The organism is Akkermansia muciniphila (assembly GCF_900184965.1).
Taxonomy (GTDB): domain Bacteria; phylum Verrucomicrobiota; class Verrucomicrobiia; order Verrucomicrobiales; family Akkermansiaceae; genus Akkermansia; species Akkermansia muciniphila_A.
Map to the genome: position 1 here is coordinate 40,750 of NZ_FXYA01000123.1, position 15,054 is coordinate 55,803.

The window sequence follows — 15,054 nt, forward strand, 5'->3', positions numbered from 1 at the left end:
GAATGTCAAGACAAGAGCGATAAAAAGGGCGTTTTTTTATGTTTTGGGAGGAAAAATCCTCCCGGTTGTCATGATTGGTGACATTGCGCTTGCTTCACGCGGCAGTAGTATGTAGGGAAAGGAACCGCATTTATCGCGTTCCCTCCCGGAGGGGGCGCCCGCGGGTACATTACAGATATTTGATCTTATGGCTATTCAGCGCGCATTGATATCCGTTTCCGACAAGACGGGCCTGGAGGGGTTTGCCAAGGGCCTGCATGAGTTTGGAGTAGAGCTTATTTCCACTGGCGGGACCGCCGCCTTCCTGAAAGGCCTGGGCCTTCCGGTGATTGAAATTTCCGACTATACCGGAGAGCCTGAGTTGTTTGAAGGGCGCCTGAAGACGCTGCATCCCATGGTGCACGGGGGCCTGCTGCACCGCCGCGACAATGAGGAGCATGTGCGCCAGGCCAAGGAAAACGGCATTAAGCCCATCGACCTGGTTTGCGTGAACCTGTATCCTTTTGAAGAAACCGTCGCCAGGCCCGGAGTCACGCTGGAGGAAGCTATTGAGAAGATAGATATCGGCGGGCCGTCCATGCTCCGTTCCGCCGCCAAGAATTACGCTTCCGTCACGGTGGTTTCGGACCCCGCGGATTACGCGCGCATTCTGGATGAAATGCAGACCCACAAGGGGGACACGACCCTGAAAACCCGTGAAAACCTGGCGGTGAAGGTGTTTATGCGCACCTCCAATTACGATAACGCCATCACGAATTATCTTGGCCACCAGAGCGCGGAAAGCACCAAGGGCAGCTTCTGCATCTGCGCTCCCCTGTATCAGGAATTGCGTTACGGGGACAACCCCCACCAGGAAGCCAGCCTGTACGGCAGCTTCGGGGACATTTTCCACCAGCTCCAGGGCAAGGAGCTTTCCTATACGAACGTGCTGGACATTGAAGGGGCCGCCGAGCTGATTACCCAGTTCCGCCGCCCGACAGTGGGCATTTTGAAGCACACGAATCCCTGCGGCGTGGGCCAGGACGACGAAGACCTGCGCAACGCATGGCAGAAGGCTTTTGAAACGGATACGCAGGCTCCCTTCGGCGGCGTGATCGTGGTTAACCGCCCGATGACGGAAGGCCTGGCCCGTGTGCTGAGCGCCATTTTCACGGATGTCATCATCGCTCCGGAGTATGATGCGGAAGCCCGCGCCATTCTCCAGAAAAAGAAAAATTGCCGCATCATCCGCATGAACACGGAAGCCTGGATGCAGGCTCGCCGCGAACCCATCATCCGTTCCGCGCCCGGCGGATTCATGACCATGAAGCGGGATACGGACGTGATGGGTCTGGACAATCTGGAGGCCAAGGTGGTGACCAAGCGCCCCCCGACCGAGGAAGAATTGACCGCCATGCGTTTCAACTGGCGCGTCGTGAAGCAGGTTCATTCCAACGCCATCGTTTTTGGCGGCACGGACCGCACGCTTGGCATCGGCGCCGGGCAGATGAGCCGTGTGGATTCCGCCCGCATTGCCGTCTGGAAGGCCGGACAGGCCGGACTGGATCTGAAGGGCAGCGTTGTAGCGTCTGACGCCATGTTCCCGTTTGCGGACGGTCTCCAGGTCGCCATTGACGCCGGAGCCACCGCCTGCATCCAGCCTGGAGGCTCCATCCGCGACGAGGAAGTGATTGCCGCCGCTGACGCCGCGGGAATTGCCATGGTATTTACGGGACACCGGCATTTCCTCCATTAATTTGAATGTTCGTCCCCGTCCCTTTGTCTTAAAACTGATATGCTGCTAGGTGTAAATATAGACCACATCGCCACATTGAGGCAGGCCCGCTATGCGACCATGCTGGATTCCTTCAATGTGGAGCCGAGTGTTTTGGATGCCGCTTATGCGGCGCAAAGGGGCGGGGCGGATTCCATCACCCTCCATGTCCGGGGCGACCGCCGCCACATGCAGGATGCGGATGCCCTGAGCGTCCGGGAGAGCGTGGCTCTTCCCCTGAACCTGGAAATGGGAAATACCCCGGAAATGGTGGATTTTGCCTTGCGGCTAAAACCGGACTATATCTGCATGGTTCCGGAGAAACGCGAGGAAATCACTACGGAAGGCGGCCTGGACGCCGTTTTTCATGAGAAGGAACTGGCTCCGACCATGGCAAGAATGGCCGACAACGGTATACAGGTGAGCCTGTTCATTGACCCGGAAGCGGCTCAGGTGGAGGCTGCCGCCCGTCTGGGCGCCCCCATGATTGAGTTGCATACCGGATGTTTTGCCAACCATTCCGGCAAGGAGCGCGCTGCGGAACTGGCCCGTCTGAAACGCGCGGCGGAACTGGCCCATTCCCTGGGCATCCAGGTGAATGCGGGCCATGGCATCAATTACCAGAATCTGGAACAGTTGCTGGCTGGCGTCCCTTACCTGCATGAGCTGAACATCGGCCATACGATTGTATCCCGCGCTCTTTTTGTGGGGATGGAACAGGCCGTGAGGGAAATGCGCCAGGCGATCGACCGCCTGAACTGATTTTTCCGTTTCAATTAATTCCGATTGCCGGAATATGAGCCGCATTGCAGGATTAGGAATGGATTTGGCGGATCTGGAACGCGTACGCCAGGCCCTTCAGAAAAACGGGGAGGCGTTTGCGTTGCGCATCTGCACCCCGGATGAGTGGGCTTATTGCCGGAAGCACGCGGACCCCGTCCCGCGCCTGGCGGCCCGCTTTGCGGCCAAGGAAGCCGTGGCGAAAGCCCTGGGAACGGGGATTGGGGCGAAGTGCGCTTTTACGGATGTGGAAGTGGTGCGCAATGATGCGGGGGCCCCTTCCATTCTTCTGCACGGGGCTGCGGGCGTAACCGCCCGGGAGCTGGGCATTACGGGCTGGCTCCTGACCATGACCCATTCCGGTTTGAGCGCCGCCGCCGCCGTTATTGCTTTGGCGCAATAAAAAAGCCGTTCCTTTGGAAGAAAGGAACGGCCGGTATAAAAGAGGAAGAGGAAATTATTTTCTCCTTCTGCGGGCGGCAAATCCCATGAACGCGAGCAGGGACAATGCCGCTGCGGAGGGTTCCGGAACAGAGGCATAAGAAACGGAGAGCGAACTCAGTTTCGTGCCGTTCAGGCCGTCATTATTCCAACCGGGGGCGCGGTGTCCAATGCTGTACATCTCATTTTGAGTGTCTCCTCCGTCAAGGTTTCCGGTATACCAGTTGATGTCGCTGATGGAAGCGGTGGCTGTGCTGGTGGCGGCGCCGTCATCAAGAGTGACGGTTACGTCATGACCCAGAATGTCAACGGTTACCTTCGTCCACGTGTTTGCCGTCAGTCCGGCTCCCGGGATTGCTCCTGCGGCGGAAAGATTGCCGTTGGAGTTAATGGAAATGGCCCCGTTGCTGAGCCCCAGGCTGAAGCCGTTCCCGCTGCGGGCAACGTGAATGATATTCTCAAGGGAATTGTTGCCTCCCCATGAGATGTTCATGGTGATGCTCATGGTCCCCTCCCCGGAAAGGGCTCCGTTCAGCATTTCCCGGAATACATTTGTACCGCGTTCGTCAAAGGTGGAGCCGGTAAGCACCAACCCTTTCTCTGGATCCTGGGAGGTCGTGAAATTGCCTGTAGCAGTCCCCCCCATGACGGGAGCTGCGGAGGAAAAATCCCATGTATAAGTTGTCTCCGCTGCCTGTGCCGCACCACAGAGAAACAGTCCTGTTCCCAAGGCAAACAACTTTTTAATAAATGGATTGATCATCATCAAAGTAATGGGTAAATGCAAAAATATTTAACGGATTTCAAATCCGTCGCATTTTTATCCTGCCTTGTTCATTGATAGATAGTTTTTTGAAAATATTTTACCATACAATTTTCTGTATTCTCATTTATTCGATTGTATTCTTTGATGAAGAAAATGAAAAAATTATGAACTTTACCCTTGCAAAACGGATTTGAAATCCGTTGCCGGAGAACAGAAGAGGCCTTCCTTATTGAGTGGACCGCCTTTATGTCAGGAGGGAGGCTCTAAATTGGGGAGTTTTTAAGAAAAGCTCTTGATGAGGATTTGGGCTGTTCTTCCAGTTCGTCCGGGAGCTTGTTGCCTGCCTTGTCGAACAGTTCGGTCTGGCTTTTCAGTTCCATAGGTCGGGGAGACACCCGGAACGGTCTTCTGGCCTTGCCGGAAGCCGCTACAATGCGGAACAGGAAGCCAAAGTGCAGAAGTAATCCCGCGAGTAATGATGGAAGGAGTTTAATTCTCAGGAAAGTCTCTTTTCAGAATAACAAGACACCGCCCTGGTAACAGGGCGGTGTCCGGGTATTAAGAGATTTCTCTTAAATGAGGTTCTTTAGGAGAAGCTCTTGATGAGGATCTGGCGCTGTTCTTCCAGTTCGGCCGGGAGCTTCTTGCCCACCTTATCGAACAGTTCGGTCTGGCTTTCCAGTTCCGCCTGCCATTCGCTCGGGTTGAGAGCCATGTTGGCGTTGAACTGTTCTTCGCTGTAGTCGAGGCCCGTCTTATCCAGTTCGGCATAGGTCGGGGAGACGCCCAGCACGGTCTTCTGGCCTTCAGCCTTGCCCTTGGCGCGGCGCAGAATCCAGTCGAGAACGCGCATGTTGTCGCCGTAGCCCGGCCAGATGAAGTTGCCGTCCTTGTCCTTGCGGAACCAGTTCACGTTGAAGATCAGCGGAGGATTGGCAACGGTCTTGCCCATGTCCAGCCAGTGCTGCCAGTAGTCTCCCACATGGTAGCCGATGAAGGGAAGCATGGCCATCGGGTCGCGGCGGACCTGACCGATGTTGCCGAAGGCGGCGGCGGTCATTTCGGAACCCATCGTCGCGCCGACGTAAACGCCGTGCGTCCAGTCGCGGGACTGGAAGACAAGGGGCATGGTGGTGGCGCGGCGGCCGCCGAACAGGATCGCGGAGAGGGAAACGCCTTCCGGGTTCTGCCATTCGGGATCGATCGTCGGGCACTGGGAGGCGGGGGCGGTGAAGCGGGCGTTCGGATGAGCGCACTTGCGTCCGCAGTCCGGGGTCCAGTCATTGCCCTGCCAGTCGATGGCGTGGGCGGGAGCGGGGCCGTCCATGCCTTCCCACCAGACGTCGCCGTCGTCGGTCAGGCCGACGTTGGTGAAGATGACGTTTTCCTTGATGGTGTCCATGGCGATCGGGTTCGTCTTGTAGGACGTGCCGGGAGCCACGCCGAAGTAGCCGTTTTCCGGGTTGATGGCATGGAAGGTTCCGTCTTCATGGGGCCAGATCCAGGCGATGTCGTCACCGATGATGGAGGTTTTCCAGCCGGCTTCCCGGTAGGAGGCGGGGGGAACGAGCATGGCCAGGTTGGTCTTGCCGCAGGCGGACGGGAATGCGCCGCCGACGTAGGCCTTGGTGCCGTCCGGGGATTCGATGCCCAGAAGGAGCATGTGTTCGGCCATCCACTTGTTCTTGCGGGCGATGGCGGTGGCGATGCGCAGGGCCAGGCACTTTTTGCCGAGCAGGGCGTTGCCGCCGTAACCGGAACCGAAGGACCAGATTTCTTCCGTTTCCGGGAAGTGGCAGATGTATTTTTCTTCGTTGCAGGGCCACGGCACGTCCACCTGGCCGTCTGCAAGCGGGGCGCCTACGGTGTGGAGGCAGGGAACGAACGTCCCGTAACCGTCACGCTTCGGATTGCCGCCGCCCTTGACTTCGTCTTCAAGGCGCTTGAGAACCTGTTCGCCCATCTTGGTCATGATGCGCATGTTGGTCACGACATAGGGAGAGTCCGTGATTTCAATGCCGATCTTGGCCAGGGGGGAGTCCAGGGGACCCATGCAGAAGGGAATCACGTACATGGTACGGCCCTTCATGCAGCCATTGAAGAGGCCCTTCAGTTTGGCCTTCATTTCAACGGGATCGGCCCAGTGGTTGGTCGGGCCGGCGTCTTCTTCCTTCTCGCTGCAGATGAACGTGCGGTCTTCCACACGGGCCACATCGGAGGGGGTGGAACGGGCGAGGAAGCATCCGGGGCGCTTCTCGGGGTTCAGTTTGATAAAGGTGCCCTTTTCTACCATCATGTTGCAAAGCTCGTCATTTTCTTCCTGAGAGCCGTTGCACCAGTAGATGGAGTCGGGTTGGCAAAGCTGGGCGATTTCTTCGACCCACTTCTTAGCTGCTTCGTGAGTGGTACTCATGGTGCAGACAGTGTACGCGCGGAAATAGCCGTTGGCAAGTCTCCCGTGCGGCTTTTTGTGGGGCGGTTTTGTTTCTCCGGGCATGGAAACCGCATGCGGGGGAAGGCGTTGCCCTGATTGCCGGATGGCCGTGCGCGGGGGCTTCCTTCAGGGTTGCCCTTTTTCCTGGCGCCGTGTTCCGGAAAGAGTGAAAAAGACTGTTTTGACTGGAAATCTGCTTGCCAGCTCGCCCGCGATAGTCTAGGGAAGAATCATGAATGTTAGAATGTTGTCGGCAAATGTGGCGTTTCTGATGCTGTCGGTTCTGCTGGCGGCGTGTTCGGACGTCCCGCGCCCGCCTGCCGTCAGCTTCAGGATTCAGAATGCGCCTCCCGTGCCGCGCACCATGTCCCAGATGTCCAGAGAGGTGCATATCAGCCGCGATTTCATGTCCCCGCGCTCCCGTGCGCGCCGTGCCGCCCATTCCATGCATCCGCGGTTTATCACGATTCACAGCACCGCCAATCCCAAGGGTGACGCCGCGGCGCATGCCCGGGCGTTGAAAAGGGGGGCCATGGGGTCCCTGAACTGGCATTTTACGGTGGACCAGTACCATGCCGTCCAGCATATTCCGCTGAATGAGACGGGGCGCCATGCGGACCGGGGCGGCCCCGGAGACATGTATTCCATCGGCATTGAGATGGGGGAGGTAAGGAGCCACAACCCCATCGTTACCTGGAACCGCTCCGCCAAGCTGACGGCAGTGCTGATGAAACAGTACCATATTCCGCTCCGCAATGTGGTTCCCCATTATTACTGGACGGGCAAGAACTGTCCGGCCCCGCTGCTGACCAACGGCCGCCCGGGGCATAAATGGAGCTGGTTCATTTCCCGCGTGGACTATTACAGGCGCTGTCTGGAGACGCGTCCCGCCGCGGCGCTCTGACGGAGGCGCGCGATGGAATTGAGGTGGGGTATGTTTTTGGATTCATGGCTGGAGAATTGCTGTTAACGACTCCTCTGGAGGAATGCGTTTTTATCCGCCCCAGAGAGTTGGCGGCCATGCAGGCGGCGGGAATGGCTTCCGTACGGGATTTGCTGTTCATGCTTCCGCGCAGGTATGAGGACCGCCGCATGTTTGACCGCTATGATTCCCTGTCTTCCGGCGTTCCCGTCTGTTTGAGAGGGAGGGTGGTGGATGTGGGCTGGAAAGGCTGGGGCGGACGGGGCGGCAAGAGCCGGGGGCGGTATGTGGAAGCCGTGCTGGCGGATGAGCAGTCTTTGGGGCAGGCCCGTTTTTCCTGCCTGTGGTTCAGCATGCCGGGCGTAGCCAGGATGTTGTGCGCCGGGCAGGAGATGATTGTGTACGGGCGCATGAAACCGTATGGGAAAAAGCTCAGCATGGTTCATCCGGATTTTGAAATAATCCGGGAGGGGGATGAGCAGTCCATTCATCTGAACCGCATTGTTCCCGTGTATGGCGGCCGCATGGGGATTGCCGTCCGCAGGCTGCGGGAAATCGTGTGGGAGACGCTGTCCGGGCTTTCCCCGGTTCCGGAACCGGAGGTGTACGAGTTTGTGCCGGACGTTCCGTGCAAAACGGCATTGAGGGATCTTCATTTTCCGGAGACCGCAGAGGCGCGGGACCGGGCCAGGCGCCGTTTTGCGCTGGAGGAATGCCTGGCTCAGCAGTTGAATGTGGCTTACAGGAGAAGGCGGGCGGATGAAGTGCCCGGCATGCGGACCGCAGGCTCCTGCCATTTGGTGAAGGATTTGGCGGATTCCCTGCCGTTTGAGCTGACGGAGGCCCAGAAGCGCTGCGTGAGGGAGATTTACCGGGATATGAAAGCTCCCCGTTCCATGAACCGCCTGCTCCAGGGGGATGTGGGGTCCGGGAAGACGCTGGTGGCTCTGTGCGCCATGCTGCTGGCTGTGGAGCACGGTTATTCCGCCGTGATGATGGCTCCCACGCAAATTCTGGCGGAACAGCATTATTTGAAGTTCCGGCAGATGCTGGACAGGCTGGATGTGCCCGTTTCCCTGGTGACGGCGGACAGGAAGGAGGAATCCCATGTGTCGTTCGGCAAGCAGGGGGGGATTGTGGTCGGCACGCATGCCCTGCTGTACGGGAAAAATGTGCCGGAGCGCGTGGGGCTGGTCGTGATTGACGAACAGCACAAATTCGGCGTGAACCAGCGGGAGAAGCTGATTGGCCGGGAAGAGCGCCCCGACGTGCTGGTGATGACCGCTACCCCCATACCCCGCACGCTGACGCTGACTTTTTACGGGGAGCTTGACGTTTCCATCCTGGACGGCGTGCCCGGGGGGCGCGGGGCCGTCGTGACGGCCATCCGTACGGAAAAGGATAAGGAAAAAGTGCTGGCATTCGTTCGGAACCAGCTGGAGGAAGGGAGGCAGATTTACGTGGTTTCCCCCCTGATTGACGGGGAGGATTCCCGGAAGGGGAAAGCCGTGACGAAGGAATGGGACGAGTGGAAGGCGCTGCTGCCTCATGTGGATGTGGGGCTGCTGCACGGCAGGATGTCTTCAGAGGAAAAGGAGGCGGTGATGAAGGACTTCCGCGCCAACCGCGTCAGCGTGCTGGTGTCCACCACGGTGGTGGAGGTGGGGGTGGATGTCCCTAATGCCACGGTGATGATTATCAACAACGCGGAAAGCTTCGGGCTTTCCCAGCTTCATCAGCTCCGGGGGCGCATCGGCCGCGGTTCGCACAAGTCCTACTGCATTTTGATGACGGCCGCCCGTCCGGAGGATGAGCAATGGGAGAAGCTGCGTATCGTGGAGACTACGGCGAACGGGTTTGACCTGGCGGAACAGGATTTGAGGCTCCGCGGCCCAGGAGACGTGCTGGGCACGTCCCAGAGCGGCCTGAAGGGCGTGCGCTTTGAGGAATGGCTGCTGGACGCGCGCCTGATCCACCGCGGCCGTCAGCTGGCGGAGGCTATTCTGGCGGAAGATCCCAATCTGGAATCCGCCAAATACCGCCCTCTCCGTTTTCTGCTGGAAAACGGGGCGGAGAGGCGTGTGGCCGGTTAAGATTATTTTTCTGCCGTTTGCTGACGGTCAGCCTGTAAGGGGCGCATGACAGATAAGAAGGCAACGATTTGCCTGCCGGAATGCGTCTAAAGAGGCAAAGAAGATGTTTCTTCTTCAACCCGAACACCGATAAAACAATGATTCAAACGTATCAAGTACTCCCTGTGGTGGCCATCGTATGCTCCGCCTCCGCCTTTGCCCAGAACGCTGCCGATCCCGTGCAGATGGTCAAGCAGAATATCGACCTGATTTCGTCCGCCAACAAGGTTTTGGACGACGTCAAGGACAACGCCGCTGTCGAAATCGCCATCAAGCAGCTCAATGCGTTGACCCAGCAGGCCAAGCAGCTGGACAAGTCCATGGAAAAGATGAAACTTACTTCCGAGCAGGCTATCCGCATCACCAAATTGAACGGAGATGCCCAGGACACCATCGTGGACATGCTGGAAAATTGCGAACGCATTCAAAAGGATAAGTTGATGACGCCGGCCCTGCTCAAGGCGGTAAATGATTTTGCCGACGCCGCCAACATCGACGTGGTGGAAACGATTACGACCGTGGAGCAAATTGTGGAAGATTAAGTGACCAGCTTATCAAAAAACCTTTGACTGGTAAGGCCGCCTCCCGAAGAAGGCGGCCTTATTCTTTAATAAAAGGCTGTTGTTCATCAATTTCCGGGCAGGGCATGTAATTTCTCCATGGCCGGGTTGGGGTTTTCTGCCGGAATCAGGTAGCCCGTGCCGGGAGACGTGCCCAGGCGGGAGAGAAGGTCCTGGTGGCGCGGCAGGGACTTGGCGCGGAAAACGGCTGCGGCGGGGTCCAGCGCATTGCCGAAGGTGATGGCCCCCATCGGGCATGCGAGCTGGCAGGCCGTTTGAGCCGCCCCGTCCGGAAGCCGCATGTCTTGAGCCGTCACATGAATGGAGGTGGACGGCTGGCCCGGATGCTCCTTCATCAAGCGGGCTTTGTGCCTGATTTTGGCGCGTTCCACCATCTGGACGCAGTAGGTGCATTTTTCCATGACGCCGCGGGAGCGGACGGTGACATTGGGATTGCGCTGAAGGCGCGTGGCCCGTTCCGATGCTTTGGCGTAATCAAAGAAATTGAAGCGCCGCGCCTTGTACGGGCAGTTGGTTGCGCAGTACCGGGTGCCCCAGCACCGGGCGTACACCATGGCGTTCAGGCCCTCCGTAGTATGGACGGTGGCATTGACGGGGCATACGGATTCGCATGGGGCGCTGCCGCACTGCTGGCAGGCCACGGGGATGGCGGTGAGCGTCCCTTCCTCCGTGAAATACCTGTCAATGCGTATCCAGTCCAGGGCGCGGCCCCTGGCCATCTGGTCACGGCCCACCACGGGAATGTTATTTTCCGCGCGGCATGCAATCATGCAGGCGTTGCAGCCGATGCAGCGGGACGTGTCAATGGCCATTTTCCACTGGTAAACGGCATCCGCGCCGGGAGGGGGAGAGGAGGAGCGGGCCGGGCCGGGATGCCGGGAGAAAGGGGCAGGCTGCATAACGGGGCTTTGAACGGCCTCCGTACGCTCCGGAAGGGGGGCCAGAGCAATCTGTGCCGGGGCAATGCCGGGTGCCGCCGTTTCTTCCATTTGTCTGCGGAACTCATATCCGGCGGAATTTTCCTGCTTTTCCGCTACGTGGTTGATGCCGCCGTAACCCAGAGGAAGAACAATGAGATGATCCGCCACTCCCGGAACGGGACACAGGATGACTTCCATTTGCATGGAGGGGGCGGCGAGCGTGCAGCGCATGGGCCCGGAATCCGACCCTCCCAGCCGCAGAAAGGTGGCGGGGGAGACCTGTGCGGACGCCGCCCAGCTGACGCCCGTTACGGGGTCCGGGCATTCCTGCATCCAGGCGTTGCGTTTCCAGCGCCCGTCCCCAACGGAATAGTCCGGGCAGAATTGCAGTTCCAGCATCCCGTTTTCCGGTTTTTTCCCTCGGCCTCCGAGAGATGCTGCGGGCGTTTGTTCCATGGCGGTTCCAAGAGCCGTTTCTTCCTGCGGGGACAGGGGGGCATAGGCCGTTTCTTCCGAATAACCGCGCTGGAGCGCCCGGGCCCAGGCCGCCGCTTTATTTTCCGGATTCACGGCCCGTTCAAAGCATTTGCGTGCTCTGTGGTAAACGGGGGAGAGGCGGGCGGGGGAATTGTCCGCTGTGGTGAGCTGGCCTTTGGTGGAAAGCAGACCGGAGAGCACTTCTTCCGGAGAAACGCCCCCGTACAGGGGAAGTATGACCGGCTGGCGGTAGCAGAATCTGCCCCGGCAGTCCCGATCCACTCCCCATGATTCCAGAAAGTGGGCCGCCGGCAGATGCCAGCGGCAGACGCGGGAGGTTTCATCTTCATACATTCCAAGGTGGATGCTTTCCACCCCGTTCAGGGCTTCCGACAGGCCGGAACTGCGCCCGGAATCCAGCACGGGATTTCCCGCGTCCAGCAAGAAGACGATTTCCGCCTTTTTCTCCCTGATGTCCCGAATGAAATCCTCCAGCGTCCCATAAGGAGCCGGCCGCGGAGCCTTGAATAATTGGATGGATGTTCCCAGGGAGCCGAGAAGACGGTTGATTTTCCAGACAAGGCCGGACAGTTTCGGATGATTGTCTCCCAGAAGAACCACGCTTTCTCCGGGGTGGCCGGATAAGTCATCCGCGCAGCAGCGGAGCCAGGCGAGTTCCCTTTCCGTCAGGGAACAGTCCGTTTCCGGGGGGGAAGGCGGTTGGACGGAGTTTTTTTTGCCGGAAAGATAGCGGAACAGTTCCTCCAGGAAAAACGCCAGGCGCGCGGGGGAAACGGGCAGCCTGTGGTCGGCATGGGCCCCGGTCAGGGAAACGCGGCCCTCTACAGCGTAAAGGCGTGTACGGTTTGGGTTCTCTTCTTTGTAATGAAGCCCTTCCGGGGAGCGGGACGCAATGAAGTCGCGCGTATTTCCATAGGGGTTTTGATGAAGAAAATCGCAATCCAGGGAGAGGATGCGCCTGGCGCGCGCAAAACGCACGCGGAATCGTACTTCTTCCGGCAGCCCTGCCTGCATGCCGGAACCCGGTTCGGGCACAGGGGAATGCCGGTAGATGCGCACGAGCGGGTTTTTCCTGGTTATTTCCTCCAGCAGGGAATGGAGCAGAGGGGAATTCGAGGGGGGGAGGAGAAGGCCGACGCTGCCCCCGTTCCGAAGATTGCGGGACCAGGAAGAAAAGGCTCCCCGGAATTCGTCTTCGGAGGCCGGCTTGCCGTTGAACAGGATATGCTTGCTGCGGCCGGGGTCGTAAAGGTCCAGAATGGAGGCCTGGGCCGCGGCCGGCAGCCCCGGACCTTCCGGGTATTGCAGGGAGGGAATCAATTTGACGGGGCGCCCTTCATAACAGGCGGCCAGTACGGGCTGCGCGTTTCCGCCCATGGCCAGGCAGGTGGCGTAAGCCGTTTCCACGCCGGGAACGGACCATTCCGGCCCTTCATTGTAGGGCACCAGGTATTTTTCCACACGGCGGCAGGCCGGAAGCCCTATCCCCGCCAGGGCCGCTCCCGCGCCCATCCATTTCATGAAGGAACGCCGCGTTATTCCCCGCTCTTCTTCGGGAAGAAAAGCGGGGTGGTTACGGGGAATTTCATTCTGGGAAAATGGCGGGGGGGACGTCAAACCGGGCAGTGATGGGGATTGATGAAACAGGAATGGCTTTTTTTAGGAAATCCGGAGAGTGAAATCAAGCGGTGATTGACGGCGGTTGTTGTCTCCGGGCCAATCACGGATCGGCAGGGAACGGGAGGCGTTGATGACGCCGTATCCGGGAATGCCGCGGATGTCAAACAGGCCAGGGTGGTTAGTGATGGCATGCGGTGCAATCCGTCTTCGGCTGAATGGTCCATTGGCGTTTCAGGAAATTTCCCAGTTGAAGCGGGGTCTGGATGCGTTTTCCTTCTTCATCCCGGATGGAATGCGTGCGGAGGTAATCTGCGGCGGAATAATGGGAACTGGCCGTTTCCTCCAGCGGGCGCAGATGGGGCGCCGGATCGCGGTGGCAGTCCAGGCACCATGGCATGCGGGCGTCGCGCGGAGCCCTGATGCGTTCCATGCCCGCCACGTCCCCATGGCAGGAAGTGCAGCCGATGCCCCGGTTCAGGTGGGCCATGTGGTTAAAATAGGCGTGGCCGGACAGGCGGTTGACCATCACCCAGCGGACCGGCTCCCCTGTGTAGCCGGGATATTGCGGGTCCGCCGCCTCCCTCAGGGGGGCGATGAGAGGGCTGTCCGGAAGAATATGCTGGTGGCAGCCCAGGCAGGACTTCGTGTCCGGAATGCCGGCCCTGGGTGACCGCTGTGCGGCGCTATGGCAAGCCGTGCAGCCCATGTTCAGGTCTCCGGCATGGAGTTTGTGGGAAAAGCGGACGGGCTGCACGGGTTCATACTCCGGAATGCAGAAATGAACGTAATAGATTCCCCCCAGCGCGAACGCGGCAGCGAGCGCCGTCAGGGCGGCAATCCCGTAAAAGCGCCTGTTGGTGTTGGGTGGAAAGATGTTGGCCATGAAGCGTAGGGAGAAAGGGCTGGCGCCTCCGTCAGGCCGTTCTGCCCGGGCGCGGGATGCGGGCGGGGGGCAGGGGCGTATCCATCGTCAGGTCTTCGGGCGCCAGCCGCGTGGAGCTCTTCTTAATCTGTTCCCAGGTAATGCGCCGGCCCGTATGGGCCGCTTCACGCCCCATAATGGCGGCCAGGGTCTTATTGGCCGCGCTTTCCAGCGTCTGGGTCCAGACGCCGGAGCGCAGGAAACGGTAAAAGGCCACGTGCGTGTCTGCGTACATATTGCCGCGCTCCCCGCGGAAACGCCAGCGGTTATCCGCCTGGATGCAGGGGCGGTAGGGGGTGACCAGCGTTCCTTTTTCGCAAATGGTGCGGTCCGCGATTTCCCCGTGGCAGCCAACCCACTGTCTGCATGAAATGTGGGCCGTTACGTTATGGTCGTACTCAAAATAAACGTCGTAATGATCCCATACGTCGCCGTCATCCCGGCGCTGGGCGCGTCCTCCGGAGCCGAAAGCCGCCAGAGGGAGCTGCTCGTCCATGGACCACACCATGCCGTCAATCGTATGGACGATCTGTTCCACAAACTGGCCTCCGCTCAGCCAGTTCCATGCGGTCCAGTTGCGTAGCGCCCATGCCACGTCCGTATCGGAGGCAGGCCGGGAATCCAGGGCCAGCGGAGACTTGGGGGGAGTGGTGTAATATAACCCGTCAAAGGAAAGCACGCGGCCCAGCAGCCCGGAGGAAAGCTTGCGGTGGGCTTCTTCATTCGCTTTGTCGTAGCGCCAGCAGAAGCCGTCCAGAATCACCAGGTTTTTGAGTTTTGCCAGACGTGCGGATTCCAGCACGGAAAGCACGCCGGGAACGTCCACCGCCACGGGTTTTTCCGCATAAATGTGTTTGTCGGCGTCAATGGCCGCCGCCAGGTGTTCCGGGCGGAAAGCGGGAGGGGTGCAGAGCAGCGCCACGTCAATATCCGTTTGAAGCAGTTTCTTGTAACCGTCCAGACCGCTGAACAGGCGGCTCTTGTCCAGCCGGACGCGGCCGCCGTACTGTTCCGTCAGCAGGTTGGCGCCGAAATCGAGCCGTTCCTGGAACACGTCCGCCAGCGCCCAGACCACGGTTCCGGGGTCGGCGTCCAGCGCGTTCTTCATGGCGCCCAGGCCGCGGCCTCCGCACCCTACCAGGCCCACCTTGAGCGGTTTGGCGTCCGCCGGGGCTTCCACGGCGTTCAGGCAGGGCATGGCGGCCAGAAACCCGGCCGTTCCCGCGGCGGTTTTCAGAAAATCTCGTCTGTTCCAGATAGAAGAACCCATGATGGATAAAACAGT

General features: G+C 59.3%; 12 protein-coding genes. 6 read left to right on the top strand and 6 right to left on the bottom strand.

Going from position 1 to position 15,054, the window contains the following annotated elements; all coding sequences use genetic code 11:
• Positions 1 to 187 precede the first annotated feature (187 nt).
• Genes purH through acpS form a run of 3 tightly spaced genes read left to right on the top strand, consistent with a single transcriptional unit; the run spans position 188 to position 2,936 of the window.
• The gene (gene purH, locus CI070_RS02120; RefSeq protein WP_094135919.1) at positions 188 to 1,735 is read left to right on the top strand and encodes a bifunctional phosphoribosylaminoimidazolecarboxamide formyltransferase/IMP cyclohydrolase; all 1,548 of its coding nucleotides are present in this window, start codon (positions 188 to 190) and stop codon (positions 1,733 to 1,735) included.
• A 39-nt stretch (positions 1,736 to 1,774) separates the two neighbouring features.
• The gene (locus CI070_RS02125; protein WP_094135920.1) at positions 1,775 to 2,515 is read left to right on the top strand and encodes a pyridoxine 5'-phosphate synthase; all 741 of its coding nucleotides are present in this window, start codon (positions 1,775 to 1,777) and stop codon (positions 2,513 to 2,515) included.
• Positions 2,516 to 2,549: 34 nt separating this feature from the next.
• Complete coding sequence (acpS, locus tag CI070_RS02130; RefSeq protein ID WP_094135921.1) at positions 2,550 to 2,936, top strand: holo-ACP synthase; 387 nt, start codon at positions 2,550 to 2,552, stop codon at positions 2,934 to 2,936.
• Positions 2,937 to 2,990: 54 nt separating this feature from the next.
• Here the strand turns inward: acpS and CI070_RS02135 are convergent, their stop codons facing one another.
• The 3 genes from CI070_RS02135 to CI070_RS02140 form a co-directional block, all read right to left on the bottom strand.
• Positions 2,991 to 3,737: a PEP-CTERM sorting domain-containing protein gene (locus tag CI070_RS02135; protein ID WP_218824873.1), complete on the bottom strand. Its 747-nt coding sequence runs from the start codon at positions 3,735 to 3,737 to the stop codon at positions 2,991 to 2,993.
• A gap of 266 nt (positions 3,738 to 4,003) precedes the next feature.
• Positions 4,004 to 4,135, bottom strand: a complete 132-nt coding sequence (locus tag CI070_RS14055; RefSeq protein WP_256943694.1) for a hypothetical protein — start codon at positions 4,133 to 4,135, stop codon at positions 4,004 to 4,006.
• Between the two features lie 191 nt (positions 4,136 to 4,326).
• Positions 4,327 to 6,153: a phosphoenolpyruvate carboxykinase (GTP) gene (locus CI070_RS02140; protein ID WP_094135935.1), complete on the bottom strand. Its 1,827-nt coding sequence runs from the start codon at positions 6,151 to 6,153 to the stop codon at positions 4,327 to 4,329.
• 253 nt (positions 6,154 to 6,406) lie between these two features.
• Between CI070_RS02140 and CI070_RS02145 the strand changes: the two genes are divergently transcribed.
• The 3 genes from CI070_RS02145 (at position 6,407) to CI070_RS02155 (ending at position 9,770) form a co-directional block, all read left to right on the top strand.
• Positions 6,407 to 7,078 carry a peptidoglycan recognition protein family protein gene (locus CI070_RS02145; protein ID WP_094135923.1) on the top strand — a complete coding sequence of 224 codons (672 nt, stop codon included), beginning with the start codon at positions 6,407 to 6,409 and terminating at the stop codon, positions 7,076 to 7,078.
• Between the two features lie 44 nt (positions 7,079 to 7,122).
• Positions 7,123 to 9,189, top strand: a complete 2,067-nt coding sequence (recG, locus tag CI070_RS02150) for an ATP-dependent DNA helicase RecG (RefSeq protein ID WP_218824874.1) — start codon at positions 7,123 to 7,125, stop codon at positions 9,187 to 9,189.
• A gap of 137 nt (positions 9,190 to 9,326) precedes the next feature.
• Positions 9,327 to 9,770, top strand: coding sequence for a hypothetical protein (locus CI070_RS02155; protein WP_022197033.1), 444 nt, complete (start codon positions 9,327 to 9,329; stop codon positions 9,768 to 9,770).
• 86 nt (positions 9,771 to 9,856) lie between these two features.
• On the opposite strand, the gene CI070_RS02160 is transcribed toward CI070_RS02155, so the two are convergent.
• The 3 genes from CI070_RS02160 to CI070_RS02170 all read right to left on the bottom strand — a co-directional run bounded on the left by CI070_RS02160 (position 9,857) and on the right by CI070_RS02170 (position 15,039).
• Positions 9,857 to 12,748, bottom strand: coding sequence for a 4Fe-4S dicluster domain-containing protein (locus CI070_RS02160; RefSeq protein WP_094135936.1), 2,892 nt, complete (start codon positions 12,746 to 12,748; stop codon positions 9,857 to 9,859).
• Between the two features lie 277 nt (positions 12,749 to 13,025).
• A complete protein-coding gene (locus tag CI070_RS02165; RefSeq protein WP_094135925.1) occupies positions 13,026 to 13,730 on the bottom strand; it encodes a cytochrome c3 family protein in 705 nt (234 codons plus the stop codon).
• A gap of 31 nt (positions 13,731 to 13,761) precedes the next feature.
• A complete protein-coding gene (locus CI070_RS02170) occupies positions 13,762 to 15,039 on the bottom strand; it encodes a Gfo/Idh/MocA family protein (RefSeq protein WP_179218338.1) in 1,278 nt (425 codons plus the stop codon).
• Positions 15,040 to 15,054 lie beyond the last annotated feature (15 nt).

What these genes read in the sequence shown, in the direction of transcription:
- acpS (WP_094135921.1), top strand. Translation starts at nt 2,550, where the DNA reads ATGAGCCGCATTGCAGGATTAGGAATGGATTTGGCGGATCTGGAACGC.
- CI070_RS02165 (WP_094135925.1), bottom strand. Translation starts at nt 13,730, where the DNA reads ATGGCCAACATCTTTCCACCCAACACCAACAGGCGCTTTTACGGGATT.
- recG (WP_218824874.1), top strand. Translation starts at nt 7,123, where the DNA reads ATGGCTGGAGAATTGCTGTTAACGACTCCTCTGGAGGAATGCGTTTTT.
- CI070_RS02135 (WP_218824873.1), bottom strand. Translation starts at nt 3,737, where the DNA reads ATGATCAATCCATTTATTAAAAAGTTGTTTGCCTTGGGAACAGGACTG.
- CI070_RS02125 (WP_094135920.1), top strand. Translation starts at nt 1,775, where the DNA reads ATGCTGCTAGGTGTAAATATAGACCACATCGCCACATTGAGGCAGGCC.
- CI070_RS02160 (WP_094135936.1), bottom strand. Translation starts at nt 12,748, where the DNA reads ATGAAATGGATGGGCGCGGGAGCGGCCCTGGCGGGGATAGGGCTTCCG.
- CI070_RS02145 (WP_094135923.1), top strand. Translation starts at nt 6,407, where the DNA reads ATGAATGTTAGAATGTTGTCGGCAAATGTGGCGTTTCTGATGCTGTCG.
- CI070_RS02170 (WP_179218338.1), bottom strand. Translation starts at nt 15,039, where the DNA reads ATGGGTTCTTCTATCTGGAACAGACGAGATTTTCTGAAAACCGCCGCG.
- CI070_RS02155 (WP_022197033.1), top strand. Translation starts at nt 9,327, where the DNA reads ATGATTCAAACGTATCAAGTACTCCCTGTGGTGGCCATCGTATGCTCC.
- CI070_RS02140 (WP_094135935.1), bottom strand. Translation starts at nt 6,153, where the DNA reads ATGAGTACCACTCACGAAGCAGCTAAGAAGTGGGTCGAAGAAATCGCC.
- purH (WP_094135919.1), top strand. Translation starts at nt 188, where the DNA reads ATGGCTATTCAGCGCGCATTGATATCCGTTTCCGACAAGACGGGCCTG.